At 68.4% G+C, this 20360-nt stretch carries 18 protein-coding genes; 11 read left to right on the top strand and 7 right to left on the bottom strand.

Annotation, left to right across the window (positions count from 1 at the left end; genetic code table 11):
• Positions 1–37 precede the first annotated feature (37 nt).
• Positions 38–1102 carry a beta-mannosidase gene (locus AC6CID_RS11500; protein ID WP_498353984.1) on the top strand — a complete coding sequence of 355 codons (1065 nt, stop codon included), beginning with the start codon at positions 38–40 and terminating at the stop codon, positions 1100–1102.
• On the opposite strand, the gene AC6CID_RS11495 is transcribed toward AC6CID_RS11500, so the two are convergent.
• From AC6CID_RS11495 to AC6CID_RS11480, 4 genes are read right to left on the bottom strand one after another with little or no spacing between them, the layout of a single operon-like run.
• Positions 1094–2740 carry a glycosyltransferase family protein gene (locus tag AC6CID_RS11495; RefSeq protein WP_217579471.1) on the bottom strand — a complete coding sequence of 549 codons (1647 nt, stop codon included), beginning with the start codon at positions 2738–2740 and terminating at the stop codon, positions 1094–1096. The two genes, AC6CID_RS11500 and AC6CID_RS11495, sit on opposite strands and share 9 nt — an antisense overlap.
• Complete coding sequence (locus AC6CID_RS11490) at positions 2737–4212, bottom strand: glycosyltransferase (protein ID WP_033096294.1); 1476 nt, start codon at positions 4210–4212, stop codon at positions 2737–2739. Before AC6CID_RS11490 ends, AC6CID_RS11495 begins: the two co-directional genes overlap by 4 nt.
• Complete coding sequence (locus AC6CID_RS11485) at positions 4197–5681, bottom strand: hypothetical protein (RefSeq protein WP_498353983.1); 1485 nt, start codon at positions 5679–5681, stop codon at positions 4197–4199. Before AC6CID_RS11485 ends, AC6CID_RS11490 begins: the two co-directional genes overlap by 16 nt.
• Positions 5682–5686: 5 nt before the next feature.
• Positions 5687–7678: a hypothetical protein gene (locus AC6CID_RS11480; protein WP_498353982.1), complete on the bottom strand. Its 1992-nt coding sequence runs from the start codon at positions 7676–7678 to the stop codon at positions 5687–5689.
• Between the two features lie 176 nt (positions 7679–7854).
• On the opposite strand from AC6CID_RS11480, the gene AC6CID_RS11475 reads away from it, so the two are divergent.
• The 9 genes from AC6CID_RS11475 to AC6CID_RS11435 all read left to right on the top strand — a co-directional run bounded on the left by AC6CID_RS11475 (position 7855) and on the right by AC6CID_RS11435 (position 15301).
• Positions 7855–8982, top strand: coding sequence for a glycosyltransferase family 4 protein (locus tag AC6CID_RS11475; protein WP_498353981.1), 1128 nt, complete (start codon positions 7855–7857; stop codon positions 8980–8982).
• Positions 8983–9065: 83 nt separating this feature from the next.
• The gene (locus tag AC6CID_RS11470) at positions 9066–9227 is read left to right on the top strand and encodes a hypothetical protein (RefSeq protein ID WP_019290926.1); all 162 of its coding nucleotides are present in this window, start codon (positions 9066–9068) and stop codon (positions 9225–9227) included.
• 217 nt (positions 9228–9444) lie between these two features.
• On the top strand, positions 9445–9771 hold the full coding sequence (locus AC6CID_RS11465) for an Rdx family protein (RefSeq protein ID WP_450150995.1): 327 nt from the start codon (positions 9445–9447) through the stop codon (positions 9769–9771).
• Positions 9772–9879: 108 nt separating this feature from the next.
• Entirely contained in the window at positions 9880–10536 is a 657-nt protein-coding gene (locus AC6CID_RS11460) for a hypothetical protein (protein WP_039584983.1), read from the top strand.
• 129 nt (positions 10537–10665) lie between these two features.
• The gene (locus AC6CID_RS11455; RefSeq protein WP_006552627.1) at positions 10666–11460 is read left to right on the top strand and encodes a hypothetical protein; all 795 of its coding nucleotides are present in this window, start codon (positions 10666–10668) and stop codon (positions 11458–11460) included.
• A 92-nt stretch (positions 11461–11552) separates the two neighbouring features.
• Positions 11553–13061, top strand: coding sequence for a hypothetical protein (locus AC6CID_RS11450; RefSeq protein WP_498353980.1), 1509 nt, complete (start codon positions 11553–11555; stop codon positions 13059–13061).
• Positions 13062–13179: 118 nt separating this feature from the next.
• Entirely contained in the window at positions 13180–13338 is a 159-nt protein-coding gene (locus AC6CID_RS11445; protein ID WP_153811627.1) for a hypothetical protein, read from the top strand.
• A 73-nt stretch (positions 13339–13411) separates the two neighbouring features.
• Positions 13412–14059 carry a phosphate signaling complex PhoU family protein gene (locus AC6CID_RS11440; RefSeq protein ID WP_006552625.1) on the top strand — a complete coding sequence of 216 codons (648 nt, stop codon included), beginning with the start codon at positions 13412–13414 and terminating at the stop codon, positions 14057–14059.
• A 42-nt stretch (positions 14060–14101) separates the two neighbouring features.
• Positions 14102–15301, top strand: a complete 1200-nt coding sequence (locus AC6CID_RS11435; RefSeq protein ID WP_387396991.1) for a MalY/PatB family protein — start codon at positions 14102–14104, stop codon at positions 15299–15301.
• A gap of 16 nt (positions 15302–15317) precedes the next feature.
• Here AC6CID_RS11435 and AC6CID_RS11430 read toward each other — a convergent pair whose 3' ends face one another.
• Positions 15318–16439: a GH39 family glycosyl hydrolase gene (locus AC6CID_RS11430; protein ID WP_498353979.1), complete on the bottom strand. Its 1122-nt coding sequence runs from the start codon at positions 16437–16439 to the stop codon at positions 15318–15320.
• Positions 16440–16604: 165 nt separating this feature from the next.
• Between AC6CID_RS11430 and AC6CID_RS11425 the strand changes: the two genes are divergently transcribed.
• Positions 16605–17687, top strand: a complete 1083-nt coding sequence (locus AC6CID_RS11425; protein WP_498353978.1) for a GNAT family N-acetyltransferase — start codon at positions 16605–16607, stop codon at positions 17685–17687.
• Here AC6CID_RS11425 and AC6CID_RS11420 read toward each other — a convergent pair whose 3' ends face one another.
• Positions 17688–18797 carry a GH39 family glycosyl hydrolase gene (locus AC6CID_RS11420; RefSeq protein WP_498353977.1) on the bottom strand — a complete coding sequence of 370 codons (1110 nt, stop codon included), beginning with the start codon at positions 18795–18797 and terminating at the stop codon, positions 17688–17690.
• A 7-nt stretch (positions 18798–18804) separates the two neighbouring features.
• Entirely contained in the window at positions 18805–20352 is a 1548-nt protein-coding gene (locus AC6CID_RS11415; protein ID WP_498353976.1) for a flippase, read from the bottom strand.
• Positions 20353–20360 lie beyond the last annotated feature (8 nt).

Raw genomic sequence — 20360 nt, 5'->3', positions numbered from 1 at the left:
GGGTCGGGCACCCTCTCGCCCGGGTTAATCTCTGCATGTGCGCGTCGCTGCGGTCGCCACCACACTGCTGCTCCTGCTCGCGGCCTGCGCGCAGGACACCTCGTCGCGCCCCTCGCCTCCCGAGGATCTCCCGGTAGTGCGTGCCGACGGTGACCGGCTCGTCCTCGACGGCCGGACGTGGTGGCCCGCCGGACTCAACGCATACCAGCTCGGTACCCGCTGGGAGGTCAACCACGGATGCGGTGCCGAGGTGGACCTCGACGACTTCTTCGGCACGCTGGCGCCGCGTTCGATCGTGCGTTTCGACGCCTTCCAGTCCCACGCTGTCCACCGGATCGGCGGCACGCTCGACTTCACGGCGCTCGATGCCGTCTTCGACGCCGCCGAGCGGCACAGGGTGTACCTGATCCCGGTGCTTGCCCCGCAGGACAGTGATTGTGACGCGGGTGGATACAAGCAGGCGGACTGGTACGACGCCGCTTGGCGCGACCCGCTGCCGGGTCATGTGCTCGCCTACGACGACTGGGTCGCGACCGCCGTCGAACGGTGGGGTTCGTCACCGGCGGTCGCGATGTGGGAGCTGATCGGCGAACCCGAGACCGCGACCTGCACCGACGACGAGTGCACCCTCGAACAACGCGAGTGCTTGCCCGGCGGTGCTCGGCTGCTCCGCAACTGGATCGACGAAGCAGCCGGCATAGTCCGCGAGCACGACCCCGACCGGCTCGTCACCGTCGGCACCATCGGAGGCGACCAGTGCGGTTCCGCCGGCGACGATTTCGCGACCGTCACCGACGCCGAGCAGCTCGACGTGGTGCAGTACCACGACTACGACGACGCACAGTTCCTCGAACGGCGGCTCGACGGATTGTCGAAGCCGATGCTCGTCGCCGAACTCGGTGTCCGGGCCGGTTCGTGCCGCGCGGTGAGCGAACGTGCCGATATCGTCGACCGCACGCTCACGCGGTACCGCGATCTCGGGGCCGACGGCGCACTGATGTGGTCGTTCGTCCCCGACCCGCGACCGGACGAGTGCACCTACGACATCGGCCCGGACGACCCGGTCCACTACGTCCTACGGCGTCACCACGGCTCAGGGTGACGTCCGGTCGAGTACCCGGAAGAGTCGCCAATCTGGTTGGTCGGCACCGTCGTTGGGGATTTCGAGTTCGAGTACCGCGATGTCGCTGCCGGTCTCGTAGATGGTGGGGTAGCGGCGGTTGACGGCGTCCGATGTTCCGCGGCCCTCGTTGGGGACGGTCAGGATGTACTCGACCCCGGAGGCGGAAGGGCGGTTGAGCACGGCCGTGAAGTCGGAGTCCGAAGGGATGACGAACGTCTCGGGGCGTTCGGTGGCCGAGAAGATCGCGAACCCGTAGACCGTGTCCATCAGCACCGAGCCCGGCGGTAGGTCCATCGCGTCGAGGTATTCGGCGATGCGTCGTTCCGTGGAGAATGCCGCGATCACCTGTCGCTGCTTCTCACGCACCTCGGACGGATCGTTGTCGTCCGGGAACAGGACCGTGCGCAGCGCGTGCTGTTCCTGCGACAGGGTGGGCGAGCCCATCGCGACGAACGTGACGGGCAGGCTGCACACCAGGAGCACCGCACCCAAGGGTGCTGCGCCGCTGGGGTCCTCCGTCCTCGGAACGGCATGCGGCCCGGGGCGTCGTGCCGTGAGCAGTCCACGTCGCGGAGCCAGTTGTACGACCCACACCGCGAGCAGCGGGATCGCGCAAATGTAGAAGCGCAGGAACGGGAAGGTCATTCCGCGTGCATAGGACAGGGCCGCGAAGCCCAGGACCGCGCCGAAGACGACGAACGGCACGAGCGGTTCGAGATCGCGTCGTCGCCATGCGAGCACCGCCACGACCGGGATCAGCAGCGGAAGCGCCGGCCCGAGCACGACGGTCTCGGCGAGCGAGAAGGCGATCGCACCGAGCCCGCCCGACGACCCGCCACCGCTCTGCTCGAGGATGGCGGCGTTGCCGTAGGCCGAGGTGAACTGCGCGAGCCATTCACCGGTGACGAGCCAGCTCGTCACGACGAACGCGACGAAGGCCAGAGCGAGGGGAGCGGCGACGAGGATCGCGTCCATGATCGCCGGCTGCCATCCCGAGCCGGGAGCGTACCGTCGCGATCGGTACCGGACGAGCAGTGCGACGAAGACCGTCACCGCCCCGCCGACGGCCAGCGCGTCGTACCGCGCGAGATACGCCAGTGCCAGGGCGATTCCGGCCAGCGCCAGGTCGTGGATGTCGTCGGTGCTGCACCAGCGGATCAGGCGACGCGCGGCCCAGCACAAGGCGAACAGGAACGGCGCCTCGCTCATCCCGTTCGCGCCGTAGTAGACGATCATCGGGTTCAGGGCGAACACCGCCGTCACCGTCCACACGAACCACGGCGTGCAGCCGCGATCGCACGCGATGCGGTGGATCTGCACCGCCGCGCCGGCCATGAACGGCGCCGACATGAGCACGGCCGTTACCGCATAGGCCGACAGTCCCGGGAACCACGCCGACAGTCCTGTGAGGGGCACCTGGACGAGCGCGGTGAGGGGTGTGAACACGAAACCGATGGCGGCGAGGTGCGGGTCGCGGCTGAGCAGCACCGACCGCGCAGCGCTGACACGGCTGAGCGAATCACCCTGGTAGTACTGCACGTCCAGCGCGAGCCACAGTCCTACCACCAGATAGATCAGGCAGGCGGTCCAGAACACCCACGTGCTGCGGGTCCTCACGACGACAACCCGTGGAAGGTCTTCTCCCAGTAGGAAGGATTACGGATGAGCTGATAGGTGCCTTTGATCGCCGCGATCGACATGAGGACCCAGTAGAACGGCACGGTCAGGCACGGCCACCACAGGTTCGAGTGGCCCGTCTCGCGGCACGCCACGAAGTTCATGTACATCACGGCGACGTTGCCGAACACGAGCGAGATCAGCGCGGGGAAGTAGGCGTACCAGGGGAAGATCTCCTCGATCAGTTCCGCCTGGCCGAGCAGCCACGCGAGCGTTGTCATCCAGAACACCATGTTCAGGCACGCGATGATCGGCGTGCCCGCGAGCAGGGTCGTGAAACGCAGCATCCCCGCGGTGCCGATCACCCGCCACAACCGGACGGGCCGGCGCATGTGGACCAGCCAGGTCTGCAGATAGCCCTTGTACCACCGGGATCGCTGCCGCACCCAGTTGATCGGATCGCTGTTCGCCTCCTCCAGCGTGGTCGAGTCGAGAACCGCAGTGGAGTAGCCGGATTCGGCGATCCGGACGCCGAGGTCGGCGTCCTCGGTGACGTTGTACGGATCCCACGCACCGATCTCGTCGAACACCGATCGGCGGATATGGTTCGACGTCCCGCCGAGCGGGATCGGCGAGTGCGACTTCATCAGTCCGGGCAGGATGAAGTTGAACCACAGCGCGTAGTCGGCGGTGAACCAGCCGGTCAGCAGATTCTGGGTTCCGTTGTGGAAAGCCAGCTTCGCCTGCACACATGCCACGTCGTCGCCGAGACGGTCGAAGACGACGACCACCCGGCGCAACTGCAAGGGCTCGGGGAGGTCCTCGGCGTCGAAGATCGTCACGATCTCGCCCGTCGTGAAGTGCAGTCCGTAATTGCACGCCTTCGGTTTCGTCCGTGGGTCGGCGGCCGGGACGAGCAGGATCTCGACGCTCTCGCCGAGCCCGGCCTTCTCCGCGGCCTCGATCGTGACGGTGTCGTCCTCCTCGAGCAGCAACAACACCTGGAGCTTGTCGGCCGGATAATCGAGCGCGGCCATCGCGGCGAGCAGATCGCCCACCACCTCGGGTTCGTTGTAAGCGGGGACGAGCACCGTGTACGGCGGCAACTGGTCGTCGGTGAGGGCGAGAGCTTCCTCGTCGTCGACGATGAACTGCGCGTCGCGTGCCATGCCGCGGGTGAACAGCAGCAGCCGGTCGGCGAGGGTCGCGATGTACCCGAAGGTGCACAGCACGGTGAAGACGATCAGGGTCGGTTTCGTCGCCACGACGAGCGCGAGCACGAAGGCCCCCGCGAGTGCGAATCCGAGGTATTTCTGCCACGGCACGAACGCGACCGACGCCGACGAGACGGGGCTGCGTTCGCGCAGTCCGTGCACCGCTTCGTGCAGGGCCGCGGTCCGGTAGGCGTCGAACTCGACGGTGTCTTCGGGCGGAACATCGTGTCCCGAGCCGACGTTCACTCGCCCTGCCATTGCGCCTCCACGAGTTCGCGACCCACCTCGATGAGCATGGAACGGTCCTTGTACTCGGGATCGGTGTCCTCGACGGTGCCGTTGCCGCGCAGCAACACTCGCATCAGAGTGCGTGCGTTGGCGACGGTGTTCGGCTCGGGCTGCGGGAACGGCGCATCGAGTTCGTGGTTGTCCACCGTCAGCAGGCTCACCCGCTGGGCGACGGTGTCGCTGCGGGTCCACACGAAGCTGAGCAGGCTCCACGTCAGGAGCAAGTTGTCGTCGACGACGGTGAAGTACTCGGCGGTGACGCCGCGACCCAGATCGACATATTCCTTCGGGCTCACCCGTGATTTGCCCAGTGCGTACATCGATTCGGTGGGGTACACCGCGAACGAACCGACACGACGCACCTGCAGGGTCTGCACGGCGACGGTGCGGGGACGCAGCAGCCGATCCCACTCCGGGTTCGGTTCCTCCGCCCGGAGCATCTGCCGGCGCAGCACCGATCCCTGACGGAAGTATGCGCGGGGCCAGTCGTAGTCGACGGACGACAACTGCACCCATCCGGATGGGACGATCTGGGTGGCGGTGCCCGAGTAAGGGGGCCCGACCGAGACCGGCGTCAGGCGCTGGTCGGGAAGCGGCAGGAGTGCGGCGAGCAGGGTGGCCACCGCGACGCACATCGCTCCGCGCACGGCCTGGGGAACCGACACCGGATTCGGTGGCAGCGTGCGTGGCGCGAGCCCGCGGTAGGTCCACAGATAGGCACCGGCCCCGACGACCACCGTCGCGACCACCGCCGGCACGTACTGCGACACGGCGATGGGTGCGTCCGGCCACCGCTGATCGACCAGGACGAGCACCACCAGACCGGTCACGAATGTTGCGGAGCCGTAGAAGAATCCGCGGGCCCGGGTGCGCCGCGTCGCGAGTCCGACAGCCGTGGCGGCGAGCACGAGCGTGACCTGTCCCGCCGCGAGCTTCGTGCCCCCGGCCTCGACGAGCACGATCCGGTAGAGCACGGACGAGCTCAGGAAGAGCATCGCCCACGCCTGCCAGTACGCCGCGGTCACGCGCAGGCCGAACATCGCGACGCACGCCCCGCACACGAACACCCACGCGGCGAGCACGTCGAGGTGCATCACCTGATAGTTCGTCGCGTAGCGCGGCATCAGCAGCCCCTTGATCGCGAGCGCGATCAGCAGCAGGAGCACCGACGTGATGATGTCGGTCTGCCGGTCGTGGATCGGCAGTTCGTTCTTCCGCTGCCGCGTGATGCCGATCGCAACGATCGCGACGAGAGGCGGCACGATGAGGACGTAACCACCCGTGGTGCCGGTGCGGATCTCGTCGAGCAGCTGCAGCCAGGTGGAGTGGAAGCCGATCAGGGTTGCGGCGACTATCGCGATCCACCGATTGGTGGTGTGCAGCATCGCGTTCGTGAAGAACCGCTCGATGAACGACGGATGCTCGGTTGTCGTGGTCATCGTGTTCACCGCGACTGCGGACGGCGCCGACGGGTGAGCGACCACACCGCGGCGCCCGCCGCACCGACGACGAGCAGGACGACCCCCGCGACGACCACTGCGGTCACCGTGCTGTCCGATTCCGACGACGCCGCGTCGACGTCGTCGTCCCGGGTGTGGGGATCGATGAGGGTGATCGGTTCGCGGTCGGGCGCGGTGAACAGCACGCTGCCCTCGAGTTCGAACCAGCGACCGGGCTCGGCGGAGAGCCAGTCGAGCGTCCGATCGAGTTCCTCGGGAGCACCGGTCGACGTGGCGACCAGCACGGTGCGTCCGTCGTCCCGCACGACCTGCAACGAGGCGAAGTCCACCTCGGTGCCGAAAGTGAGGCTGGTGCTCTCGCCGTCGGCGTTGCGGACCTCGAATCGGCGGTCCTCGGTGCGGACGAGCGGCAGCTGCGACTGCAGATCTTCGGGCAGGAGACCGTTCGCGGCTACGATCACTGCCGGTCCCGACGAGGCGAGCGCTTCGTCGATCGTCACCCATTCGGGGTCGAGCGGACGGCTGGTGAGCGACTGGAGCCCGGCGACGAGCTCGACGGCACGGGCGACGTCGACGAGGCTGCGATCGGAGGTGGCGACGTCGACCTTCGGCATCAGCGTCTGGGGCAGCGACGGGAAGCCGACGGGCAGCGGCGGATCCGCGAGGGTGCTGAAGACACGACTGCCGCCGTCGATGCGCAGGGTGACGGGTTGCTGCAGACCGCACTGCTGCTGCGCGCCGGTGGTGCGGAGTTCGACACTGATGTCGGTGAGCCGCCCGAGGGCCGAGTTCGGAACCGTGACGACACGGTCGATGACGCCGCTCGCGTCGGCGGCCCACGAATCGAGCATGATGTCGCCGACGGAGACGGTGATCGACCCGCCCTGGGTGGCGGGGAGCGGGGTGTAGGTGCCCTGTAGGTCGATGCGCACATCGCGCACCGGCCGCCCGAATTCGGTCTGGTCGAGGAAGAGGTGTACGTCGGCGAGGCCGAGACCGCTCGTCTCGAGGTCGGACACTCGTAGGTCGTACAGGGTGGTCGAGTCCGGAGCGAGGATGGGCGGGACGTCGAAGGTGCCGACGGCGACGTCGGAACCGACGGCAAGACCGGACAGGATGCTGTTCACCAGGCCTACCTGGTCGAGGAGGGTCTGGGCGTCGCCTCGGACGTACAGGGCGGGCGGCCCGTCGGGCACCGGCACGACCTCCGCACCCGTCTGGTCGCCCTCGCTGACGACGATCTGCCGGACGAGCGGGGTGTCGGCTGCGGGGGGTACGCCGTTCGCCGGGAGTTCACGTACGTCCACGGGCACCTGCCGCCCGGGATACCGGGCGCTCACGGTCGCTGCGAGGTCGAGGGCGACGCCCGCTTCGGCGTCCGTGGGGTCCTCGGCCAGATACAACTCGAGGCGATCGAGGACCGGCGGGAGGTAGTCGGCGACCGCTTGCGGCGCCGCGGGTGTGCCCGCGTACCGGACCAGACCGTCGCGCAGACGTACCGAACCCAGCGTCCAGTCGTCGGGGCAGATGTTGTCGACGGCGACCAGGTGCAGATCGAGCGAGACCACCGCGGCGCCGTTCTCCACCTTCGCCCCGGCGAGCGGAATCGTCAGGGGCACGATGGCGCCACCGGGCGGCAGTTCCACGCGGGTGAGCAGGCGCCCGTCCGAGACGACGTCGATCCATCCGCGCGCGACATTCGTGGGCAGTTCGGCGGTGGTGTCCAGGAAGGCGGGAGTATTTCCGGCCGGGACAGGAAATGCGAGTGTGACGACATCGGAATTGCCACGGAATTCGATGTTCGGCCCGAGCCCGAGATTGCGGGTCGGGAATGCGACCTCGCCCGGAGGAGTCGGTTCCATCGGTTCGAGATCCTGTGCTGCAGCGGTAAGCGGGTTCGCGCACAACGTCATCGAGGCGGCAAGAGCCAGCACGAGGGTGCGACGGGAACGGCGACCGGTTCTGGGCGATGTCACTCGAGCAGCGTATTGCGTCCGATCACGAGAATATTGCAGACGCGGCGACAATTCGGTGTGACGTTGCGCTGTTGTAACGGAACGACGGCCGGCCTCGATTTCAGCCGACGACTCGAAGCGGACGAATCAGGAGGCCCCGTGGCGGAAGCAGCGAGGGATCGGACGGTTGCGGCGCCGTGAGCGATCCGCTGTTGTTCGTCGCGCACACCGGTGAGCGGTCGGGTGCCGAGAAGGTCATGTTGATGCTCGTCGACGTCGCTCTCGCGCAGGGGCGTCGGGTCGTGGTGGCGTGCCCTGACGGGCCGCTCGCCGAAGCCCTCCCGGCCGGATGCGTCCGTGTCCGGTTGCCCCGGCTGGGCATGTGGGGTCAGAGGGGAGTCGGGCGGATCGCGGGCCTGGCGGGTCTTCCGGTGCGGTGGCTGGTGGGAGCGCGCAGGCTCCGTCGCGTGCTCTCCGCGGAGCGGCCGCGGGTCGTGTGCAACTCGTTGTTCGCATTGCCGTCCCTGCGGCTCGCCGTGCTCGGCACGTCCCACCGTGAACGTACCGGGTGGCTGGTGCACGACACTCTGTCCTCCCGTAAGCAGCGCATCGTCGCCCGGATGGGCAGGGGTGCCGTGGGTGGAGCGGTCGCCGTCTCGCGGGCCTCGGCCGTGCCGGTCCGTGAATGCGGATATCCGGTGGTCGTCGCACCGCACGGCGTCCCGATCCCGCCTGTTCCGTCCCGGTCGACATCTCCCGAGGACTCGACTCCCGATGCCTCGACCGTGCGGGTGGGCATCCTCGCGTCGGTGACGGAATGGAAGGGACACCGCGTCCTTCTCGAGGCGGTGGCCGAGGTGCCCGGGATCCGTCTCGATGTGGCGGGGGAACCGTTCCCCGGCGACGAAGCCTTCCTCGACGAACTGCGGCGTCGCGCACACGCCCCCGACCTGCGCGGACGAGTGTCGTTCCTGGGTCGGGTCGATCCCGCCGAGGTCTTCGCGGTGTGGGACGTGATGGTCTCCGCGAGCACCTCGCCGGAGGCGGGGCCGCTGGTCGCACTGGAGGCGATGGCGCACGGTGTGCCCGTCGTCGGCACCGATCACGGAGGGACCGCCGAGCATCTGGCCGACGGCGCGGGACTGCTCGTTCCGCCCGGCGATGCGAAGGCTCTGGCAGAGGCGTTGCGGCGACTGATGTCCGATCCCGACCTGCGGAACGACATTGCCGTCACCGCGCGTCGCCGGGTGGAGGAGCGCCACGACATCGAAGTCACGTTGCCGGCCATGGTGAACGCCTTGTGGGCGACGGGCGTCACATCGTGAGGCGGCCTCGAGTATTGCTTTTGCAACCATGTTGTGATCGCCGATGTTTGGTGTTCCCGGCGGATTCGCGCACACTGTGAGCCATGTGGGTGTGGATCGCATCGGCGCTGGCGGCGTGGCTGGGCCTCTCGGCTCTCGGCGCGCTCGCGGTCGGTCGGTTCCTGTTCGTCTCCGAGAGGGAGGAACAGCTCGTCGAGATGCAGCGGGAGCAGCGCGATCCTGCGAATCCTCCCGTCGCTTCCTGACACGCCGGACGTCCGCCTGCGCGATACTCGCGAGTAACAATTTCTCGTGTCTAGACTCGGTTCCGCGTCGTCCTCCTGTCCCCCATGTGAGGACGGCCGCACGGGTCGGCTACCCCCCATCGCCGGTCCGTGCAGAAGCCCCGGCTGATCCACCACCACGATTGCCGGGGCTTCACCTATTCTCGGGCCTGTTTCCGGCGGAGATATCCTGTCGCTCATGACCGAGCAGGCTCCCTGCGTCGCGATCACCTATTGCACGCAGTGCAAGTGGCTGCTGCGCGCCGGATGGATGGCGCAGGAAATGCTGAATACCTTCGGTACCGCTCTCGGCGAGGTCGCGCTCGTTCCTGAGACGGGGGGAGTGTTCCGCATCGTTGTCGACAACACGGTCGTGTGGGACCGCAAGGAGGGCAAGGGTTTTCCCGAGACCGTCGTGCTCGAGCAGCGAGTGCGTGATCTCGTGGAGCCGGATCGTGATCTCGGGCATGTGGATCGGGCCGCCCGGGCCGATGCCCCACCTCGTCGCGACAGCAACGACATCTAGCGGTAACGTTCTCGTATATGTGCCCGCGTTCTACGCGCGTCGGGCACGGTCGACGGCGTGCCGCTCACGAAAGTGGTCGCCGACATCGAAACACGGGGAGGAAAATCGATGAATTCTGTTGCGAAGAAGGCTGCAGTCGCGGCCTCCGGTGCCGCACTGCTGGCACTGGTCGTTCCGGGCGTCTCGTCCGCTGCGGGTCCGAGCGTCTCGGCGAAGGCGGAGAACGGCGCCATCGTCGTCGACTTCGATCTGACGCGCGCCGACGTCGACCGCGGCGTCACCTGCGTCACCTACGTCCTGAAGCCGGGCACCGTCGACACGGCCGATCCGTCGGGTCGCATCGACGCGCAGCCCGCCGGCACGAGCTTCTCGGTGACCAACACAAGCACCTCGAGCGCGCTGTACATCAAGGACGGCGCACCCTCGCAGGCCGGCCCGGAGTCGATCACCGACGGCACCTACAACGTCTTCTGGGGCTGCCAGGACGCCTCGGGTGCGCAGTACGAGAACATCTTCGACGCGTCCGGTCGCCCCTTCACCGGTGGCATCTCCGTCACGGTCGGCGGCGGCGAGTCCGCACCGCAGGGCGAGTCGGCTCCGCAGGCACAGTCCGCGCCGCAGGCCGAGTCCGCGCCCGCACCGCAGGGCGAGGCCGCGCCCCAGGCCGACAATGTTCCGCCGGCCCCCCAGTCGCAGCCGGAGCCGGTCGACCCGCTCCAGTTCGCGATCAAGTTCCTGCGCGACTTGATCGGCGCCTACCTCTGATCGGAGTCCACACTCCGATCCGCACGTGACGGCATCGGCGGCACCCATCGGGTGCCGCCGATGCCGTTTTCGTGCCGACCCTGTAGATGTGGTCCGGGGTCGATTTCTGTGGCAGTGGAAGGAGAAGGGGTGGACGCCGCCTCGATCGCGACGGTTCTCGCATCGTCGCTGCAACTGCGACGTGCGTACGGCGCGAGTATGCGGCCGCTGACGTCCGGGGGCCACTGGTCCGAGGGTGACGGCTGGTGGATCGGCATCACCGCAGCCCCCGACCCCGACTACAACCTCGCGCTCGTCCACGGCGGCGACGTGACCGCTCACGCCCAGCATGTCTACGAGACGCTGACGGAGGCCGGTCACCCGTCGATCGTCCTGCTCGCCGGGGACGGCCTCGGCGCCGCCCAGGTTCTCGCCGACCACGGCTGGGTGTGTGCAGGTTCGCTGGACCTGACCTACCTCGTCGCCCACGACGCTCCGATCGATCCGGGCCTCCGGGTTCTCGGCGAGGACGACATGGTGCATGCCCGCGAACTCGCCGCCGCGACCTTCGGGATCGCCCCGGGGACCGCCGCGGTCGCCTACGCCGACGTCGTCGCCCGCACCACCGGCGTCGAGGTGATCGGGATCTTCGACGACGCGGATGCGGACGACGGGGCTGCAGCTCTGCAGTCGTGCACCCTGCTCGTCGACAGCGGACCGATCCGGACGGTGTGGTCGCTCGGCACCCGCACCGGCCGGCAACGTCGCGGATACGCGAACCGGCTGATCCGGGCCGGCGCCGCCCACACCCACACGCAGCGCGGCCCGGTCGCGATGTGCGGACTCACCAGGCCGCGTGTCACCCCGCTCTATCTCGCGGCCGGAGCGCGCGTCGCCGAGACCTGGCAGATGTGGTCCCGTCCGCGCTGGCTGCTCGGCAGCTGACGGACGTTCGGGTCGGTAACATTTGCCCGATTCGTCGCGACACACTGGCGACGTGCCCACTCCCCGGGGCGACAGCGAAAGGCCTGTGCATCGTGTCCGAACGAAGCATCCGCGACGCCGAACTGCGTCGTGAGCTCGGTGTTCCTCCCACCGTCGATCTTGTGGGGCATGCCCGCGATCTCGCTCGCGTGGCCGTGCCCGCCGCACTCGTCGCCGCGCTCGTCGCGGTCGCGGTCTTCTTCGTCCGTGACAGCGGCCCCGGGGTGTACGAGTCGTCGCTCGTCGCGGAGATCCGCTCGTCGGCATCCGTGTCCGGCAACGACGCGACCCTCGGGCAGCTCATCGCTCCCTATGTCGCGCTGTCGCAGGACTCGGCGGTCGTGGCCGCGATCGCAGCCGAGACGAACGAGGACCCCGCGAAGCTGCCGTCGAGGATCGACGTCGGCTACGGCTCGTCGCCCACCCTGCTCACCGTGACCGCCCGCGACGACTCGCAGGCCGACGCCGACCGGCTCGCGCAGACGGTCGTCACGCAGCTCGACCGCGCGCAGACCGAACGCAATCGCGTCGCCCTCGACGCGCGCATCGCCGAGCTGGACGCGGTCGTCGCCGGTCTGCGTGCCGACCTCGCCGCGAGTATCGCCACCGACGAGGAGGGCGTAGCCGATCCGGTGGTGCAGGCCGAACTCGATGCGCGGCTCGAGCAGCTCCGGCAGGCACGCTCGGGCGCGAGCCTCGAATACCTCCAGGTGCTGTCGATGCCCGCCGGTACCGGGACGAAGGTGTCCCCGATGCCGCGCGCCGAGGCCGCGGTCGCCTTTCTCGCCGTGTTCGTCCTCGTCGCCGAGTTGCTGGTCGCGCTGAACGGACGCTTCGGAGCGTCGAACAGCCCGGCCTGGGCCCGGCGGGTCGCGCGTCGCCACCGGACAGCTGTGCAGATCGAGCGCGACGATCGGGAGACGCTTCCTCTCGACACGATCGTCATGCTCGGACAGCGCGCTTCGCTCGGCGACCACATCCTCCTCCTCACCGGCGAGGGCGTGACCGTCGAGACCGACGCCTTCGGCGATGCCCGCGACCGGATCGTGTGCTGCGGAGTCGGGGAACAGTGGTGGACCCGCGCGAAGACCGAGGGGCTCGCGCTCGCCGTGATCGTGCTGCAGGCCGGGGCCGAGGAGCGAGCGCAGGCGGAGGACACACTGCGTGCCCTGGCCGAGATCGAGGTGCCCACGCGTCTCGTCCTGCTCGGTGCAGGACGCGAGTTGGTGCCCGTGCTTCCGGCCCGGCGCCGCGAAACGGCCGTGAAGGCGGTTCCCGAGCCCCCGGCTCCCGTCCCGGCCGCCGCACCTCAGCCCGCACCTGCACCTGCACCTGCGGCGCCTGCACCGCGACCAGTGCCCGACGACCGTCACCGGGCTCCGCAGCCGGTGCCGTCGCAACCCGAGTCGCTGTTCGTCCCGCCCCAGGATTCGGCCTACCGGCAGTACCGCTACGACGAAGGGCACGACTACGGATACGCCGACCAACAGAGCTACCGGGACGGGCACGCTCATCCCGAGCAGAACGGTTACGGCGAATCTCGGGAGACGTCGCGCTACTGACCGTGTTCCCGCCCGAGTTGAAGCTTCGCGCCGACAGGCTATAGTGATGGCGGTCACTCCAGGGGATGGGTTTGGCCTGCGCAGCCGAGCACATCGGCGTCACGACGAGGAAAATGATTTGTCTATCTGCATTGCCGGCACACCGCAGCACAGCACCGCGACGCCGGGAAGCACCGAATGGATCAAGGCTCATCTCGCCCGCATGGACGACGGTGCGGGCTCCGCATCGCCCTCCGAGGACGTCGCCACCGAGAGTGTCGTCGACGCGCGCCGTTAGGCTCATCTCCAGGACTGCACAGAGGACCAGCCGGGTACACGTGCCGTGAACCGGGCGACGGAGGGAGCGAGACATGAGGGAGTTGTTCCGAGGACAGCTCGACGACCTGGTCGAACGTCTCGGTGAGCTCGCCGCGGTCGCAGCCGAAGGGCTCGACCTGGCCACTCGCGCCCTGTTCGACACCGATCTCGACGCAGCCCAGGCCGCCCTCGATCTCGATGCACGGATCGCCGAACTCGACACCGACTGTGCCGAGCGAGCGGTGCGGATCCTCGCCCTGCAGGGTCCCGTGGCCGCCGACCTGCGGTTGGTCTTCTCCGCGGTTCGTATCACGGGCGATCTCACCAGGATGGGCGAACTGAGCCTGCACATCGCGCGGGTCGTACGGCGTCGCCATCCCGAGTCGCTGGTGTACGACCTCCTGCGCGACGATCTTCGCCGGATGGCCGAACTCGCCGCGCAGATCGTCGCGATCCTGCGCGACGCGTTCACCGACTTCGACCTCGAGACGATCAAGGGCACACACGCCATCGAGACCGAACTCGATGCGGTGCACTCGCGACTGCTCGCCCTGCTCGAGAGCCCCGAATGGGACGGCGACATCCGGACCGCGGTCGACACCGCACTCCTCGCGCGTTTCTACGGGCGGTTCGGCGACCAGGCCGTCGACGTCGCCGATCGGTTGATCTTCTTCGTCACGGGCCAACGACCAGCTGCCTGACTTCGCCGCGCGTACTGCCGCGAACCGTGCGATTCTCTCACCATGACCCGCGACGAGCGCCTCTCGGTCGGCGGTCCTGGGGTGCCCGGGTTCGACGACCTCGACTTCGATGCTCTGTCGGTGCGGTCCGGTGCCAAGTGGGCACGGGCGGCCGCCGACGGGCTGGCCCCCGCCTGGGTTGCCGACATGGATTTCCCGGTCGCACCGCCGATCGCGCGTGCGCTGCACGAGCTGGTCGACCGTAGCGATCTCGGCTATCCCGACTGGTCCCACGGGACGCCGCTGCGCGAGGAGTTCGCACAGCGCATGCGAACGCGCTACGGATGGGAACCCGATCCCGGAGCCGTGCGCGAGCAGACGGATCTCATCCAGGCGTTGCAGCTCGTGTTGCACCTGAGCACCACGCGCGGCGATGCGGTGGCGATCCAGACACCGAACTACCCGCCGTTCCTCGCGTCAGTGCGACGGATGGGTCTGCAGCAGATCGACTTTCCGTTCGTCGACCGGGGCGACGGGTGGGTGCTCGACTTCGATGTGTTCGAGCCGTTGGCGGCGCGTCGTCGTCCGCGGGTGCTGGTGCTCGTCAACCCGCACAACCCCACCGGACGGGTGCTCACGCGTGAGGAACTCGAGCGGATCGCCGATCTCGCCGAACGGTTCGACATGCTCGTCGTCAGCGACGAGATCCATGCCGAACTGATCTACGAACCGCACCGGCATATCCCGTTCGCCTCGCTCGGGCCGGAGACCGCTGCCCGCACGGTGACTCTCACCTCCGCCAGCAAGGCGTTCAATCTCGCGGGGATGCGGTGCGCGGTGGTGCACTACGGCTCCGAGGCCCTGTTGAAGCGCCGGGACGCGGAGCCGTTCGACCTGTACGGGACGGTCTCGGTGCCGGGCGTGGTCGCGACGCTCGCCGCGTGGCGCGAGGGCGGTGCATGGCAGCGCGACCTGCTGCAGGTCCTCGACCGGAACCGTCGACGGGTGGACGAGGTTCTGCGCGAACGGATTCCGGATCTGCGGCACCACCTGCCGCAGGGTACCTACCTGACGTGGTTGAACACCGGGCCGCTCGGCATCGACGATCCGGTGTCGACCGTCCGCGATCGGGGACGTGTCCTCGCCGACGGTGGGGTGCGGTTCGGGTCGGGCGCACGCAACTTCCTGCGCATCAACTTCGCGACGTCGGGGCCGATCCTCGATCGCATCCTCGACGGGATCACCGACGCGCTCGGTGCCTGATCGTCAGCACACCCCGTCACCACACCGCGTCGGCCGGGGTGTTCGTGGACTCGAGTGTGTCGTTCGCGGCCGCGCATCCGGAGGTCGCCGAAGCGACCACGGCGCGTGAGGGTTTGGCCGAGAAGTTCTGGTAGAGCAGCCCGAAGTTCTGCTCGACGTCGCCCTGGTTCGTCCCGCGGTCGCGCATCGAGTAGACGAAAACCTTCTGTACCCAGCCGAGCCGGCGGGCCTCTGCGATACCGTCGGCGATGATGTCGGCCTGCCGTTGCGTGCTCACCGCGTTCGAGGCGGTGCCGGTCGGGGCGCCGAACTCGGTGGCCCACACCGGTGTCGCGGCGTCGCCGTACTGCACCATGGTGTCGCGCATCAGACGCATGCGGTAGAAGGTGTTCCAGCTCTGCGTGCTCACATCGGACGGCAGTGCCGGATAACTATAGGGGTGGACGGAGAGGATGTCGAAGTACTGGTGCGCCCCGCGCGCGTAGAGCTGCTGCACGTAGGTGACGGGGGAGATGTCGGAACCGTTGTCCACCGCCGGTGCGAGTCCGCCGTTGAGGATCCGGGCATTCGGTTGCACGGACTTGACGGCCGGAGCGGCCGCGGCGAGCAACTCGACGTACTTGCCGACGTCGGGACGGGGACGGAAGAAGTTCGTCAGGTTCGGTTCGTTCCAGATCTCCCAGTGCGTCACGCGGGTCGAATAGCGCTGTGCCGCCTGCCGGGCGAAACCGGCGAAGGCTGCCGGGTCGGCGGGGTATCCGTGAGTGTCGCCGCCGCCCGCGACGCGCGCCCAGGCCGGGGTGTACGCGACGATGCCGACCACCTCGAGTCCGCGGGCCCGAGCACGATCCACCACACGGTCGGGCACCGACCAGTTCTGTTGTCCGCGGTTCGGTTCGATCACCGACCAGTCGATGTCCACGCGCAGCCACCGGGCGCCGACCGCCCGGATCGTGTCGAGTTCGCGGTCGAGTTCGGAGTCCGGCAGATACATCAGCGGTGCGCCGGCGGCGATGCCGATGTCGTCGGTCGCGCAGGTGGTCGGCGGAGGGGGTTGGGGCGGTGGAGCGCACGCTGCGAGTGCGGCGAGGGTGCACGAGAGGGCTGTGGCCAGTGCAACGTGTGCGAGACGACCCATCGACTCTCCTGATGTATCATTCGGACAATTCAGGCATCGGTCGTAACGTCGCGCCGCCGACCTGCGATTCTTGCGGTGGAGCGAGCGGCAGACCGACGCCGCGAATTCACTGTAACGAGCAGGAGGCCGGAAGATGCGGGATTCGTGGACCGAAGGTTCCGGTGCATGCGCACCGTGAATTTCGAGATCCACGACGAAACATCCGCAGTCCGGCTCTCCGCGGAATGGGACGATCTCGCCCAGGAGGTGGGTCGGCGCGTCGCGACCCGCCCCTCCTACGTACTGGCCTGGAATCGGATGGGGCGCGGCCGATCGGCCGTGTGCACCGTCCGGCGCGACGGGCGCCTCGTCGGACTCGCGCCCCTGCACGCCCGCACCCGTCTCGGGGTCACCGCTCTACGACTCCCGGCTCACGGCCTCGCCACGATAGGAACCTTCCTCGCGACCGACGAGGCCGCGCTCGCCGACCTGCTCGACGGCATCGCCGATCGGAACATGGCACTGCAACTCGACCACGTCGATCTCACCGACCCTCTCGTCGAGATGCTGCATGCCTCGCCTCGCTGGAGCATCGACATCGCCGGAACCGAGCGGTGCCTGACCGTCGATGTCGCCACCGGTGCCGGCGCCGAATCGCTGCGTGGTCGGCGCACACTGAGAACACTGTCTCGGCTCGAACGCTCGCTGGAACGCGAAGGCACCCCGGTCTCCGTCGAAGTGGTGCGCGATCCGGACCATCTCGCGCAGAGGTGGCGCGATATCGCCGCGATCGCCGCGGCCGCCGACGCACACAGCGGGCGCGACAACTTCTGTGCGCCGCCGTTCACCGCGTTCACCCGGCCGCTGCTCGACGCCGAGGCCCGCGCCGGCCGGCTGCTCATCGTGGGCCTGCTCGTCGGCGACCGATGGACGGCACATGAGATCATGTTCCGCACCGGGACCACGGCCGAGATGTGGTTGAGCCGCTTCCATCCCGAGGTACGCCGCTACCAGCCCGGCCAGTTGCTGCAGCGCCACCTCGCCGACCGCCACGACGAGCTGGGCATCGACCGCTTCGACTATCTGCTCGGCACATCGGAATTCAAGGAGCAGTGGTCGAACGGTGACTACCGGGTGGGGCGGATCGTCGCCGTCCCCACCTCGCGACCGCACCACCGATGGACCCTCCGCGCCGCGGATCTCGGAGCCGACCTCGTCCGTCCCCTGCGCCTGGCGGCGCGCGATGCTCTCACGTCGAACCGCTGCTGATCAGAGGCAGCCGGGAATGACCGCGGCCGTGCGCAGCACGTCCCAGGCCGGCTTGGGCGACCCGTCGTGTGTGAGGACCCCGAAGTTCTGTTCGCGATCGGCCACCTCGGTGCCCCGGTCGAGGAGGCTGTAGACGAACAGCTTGTCGACGAAGCCCAACGCGCGTTGCTCGGTGATCCCGTCGCGCAGGATGTCGGCCTGCTCCGTGGGCCCGACCGCGTCGGTGTCCGTGCCCGTCGGTGCCCCGAACTCCGTTGCCCAGATGGGCTTGTCGGAATCCCCGTGCTCGACCATGACGGTGCGCATCTCGCGCATGCGGTAGAAGGAGTTCCAGTCGGAGGTCGAGGCGTCGGACGGGAGAGCGGGATAGCTGTAGGGATGCATGCCCACCACGTCGAAGGCCGGCGACACGCCCTGATCGTACAACTCCGTGAGGAAGGTCGTCGGGGCGATATCGGAGCCGTTGTCGGTGCCGGGGGACAGGCCGCCGGTGATCACCACCGCCCCGGGGTCGACGTTGCGGATCGCCTCCGACGCCGCCACGAGCAGGTCGGCGTACGCGCCGACGTCGGGTTGCGGGGTGAAGAAGGCCGTCAGGTTCGGCTCGTTCCAGATCTCCCAGTGCGTGACTCTGTCCGAGTAGCGATCGGCGACGTCGCCTGCGAAGCGCCCGAATTCGCCGGGGTCGGCAGGCATCCCGTGCGGATCGCCGGGGTCGGCCTCCGACGTCCGCGCCCAGCGCGGAGTGTGGGTGAGCAGGCCCAGCACCTGCAGGTCGTGCGCGTCGGCCGCGGCGACGACCCGGTCGGTGCCCCTCCAGTCGAAGCGTCCGCGCGCGGGTTCGATGATCGACCAGTCCATGTCGAACCGGATCCAGCCGGCGCCGCTGTCGGCGACCTTCGACATGTACGCGTCGAGGTCGTCGGCGTCGAGGGAGTCGAGACCGGCTCCCGTCGCGACCCCGAGACTGTCGGCGGTCAGATCTGTTCGGCAGTCGCGTGCCTCGGTGCTCTGGGTACACGACAGAGCGAACACACCGACAAGGGTGAGAACGGCGCGGAGCGGCATGGACCGCGACACGCGACGCGGCATCGACCGCGAAAGGGACACTGCAACCTCAACGGGACTTGACGAGACCGGCGAGGCCGAGCCCGCCGGTGATGGGAAGGACATGGGTTCCGGCCAGAACACAGACAGCCGAGAGGACAGCGGTGACGGGCCAGGGAAGATCGTAGCGTTCCGCGAAGAGCGACATCCACACGGCCACCGAAACACCCAGCATCGCGATCGCCATGGTCTGGGTGAAGGGGAACAGACCCCTGATCCGGACGCTCCGGACCACCACGATCCAGATCGCGACGAGCATCGCAGCCTCGGTGAGCACCGTCGCCAGCGCCGCCCCGTCGAACGACATGCGGGGGATGAGGACGAGGTTCGCACCGATGTTCCCGGCGAGCGCGGCCAGTGCCACCCACGGGTAGACGCGGTGGCGTCCGGTCGCGATGAGCACCATGAGACCGAGTTCGGTGAGCATCGACAGAGCGCTGCCGAGCACCAGCATGCGCGAGGCGCCGGCCGCCTCGGCGAACCGCTCGCCGTAGAGGAGGGACAGCACGCCGTCAGCCGACGACCAGAAGGCCGCGGTAGCGGTCGCGCCCAGTACCGCGAGGAGCATCGCCGCTTCCCGCGTGCGCTGCCGGAACATCTCGCTCTGCGCCGGCCAGGTGGCGACCAGCAGCGTGGTCACCGGACCCACGACGGTCGACGACACCATCGACAGGAGGTCGGCGAACTTGTATCCGACGGTGTAGAGACCTACCGAGTCGAAAGTGTCCATCCGCCCGAGCATCAGCACGTCGATCTTCGACAGCAGGGTGAGCAGAGCGAAACCGATGCTGAGGGGGATGGCCTCGACGAGCATCTCGCGCCACCGCCACAACTGGGCACGTGCGGCGGGCAGGGGACCGGCCTTGCCCGCTCGCACGCCGCGCACGAGGATGCCTGCGCCGACGACCTCGTTGATCACGGCCGGCACGACGAGCACGAGCAGCACCGGATTCCACAGCACCGCGGCGATGGTGGCGATCAGCTGCGCGAGCTGGCCGAAGGTCTCGGCGACCGCGACCGACGCCATGCGTAGTCGACTCTGGTACATCACCGACAGGGCGTTGTTGGGCGTCGCGATCACCACGACGAGACCGGCGATCACCGTCGCCCAGACGACATCGGACGAGTATCCGAGCAGCAGCATGTACCCGATGGCCAGCGCGTACCCGAGCAGACCGAGCACACCGCGCAACGCGATGAACGCGGTGGTGACGTAGGAGACCTCCCACGGATTGCACTCGACGAGCTTGGCGAGCACCACTCGGCCCACGCCGAGATCGGTGACGACGGACAGCAACCCGAGCAGGCCGAAGACGAAGGAGAACTTGCCGAAGTCGTCCGGTGCCAACGCGCGGGCGACGATCATCGAACCGGCCCAGCCCATCGAGGCGACGGCCAACCGGCTGCCGAGCATCACGACGGTGTTGCGTCGCGCGGCCCGCCCGTCGAGCTCCGGGGTCTGCGGTTCGTGGAGAGTACCGCCGGGGTCGTGCGCCGCGACGATCCGCTCCATCACGACGGTTTCGGCCATCCGGTCGGCCAGCGAATGTCTACCCACGCGACGGC

The organism is Rhodococcus sp. GQ147, assembly GCF_059759155.1.
Note: the sequence above shows the minus strand (reverse complement) of the source record. Positions and strands in the feature narration are given on the sequence as shown.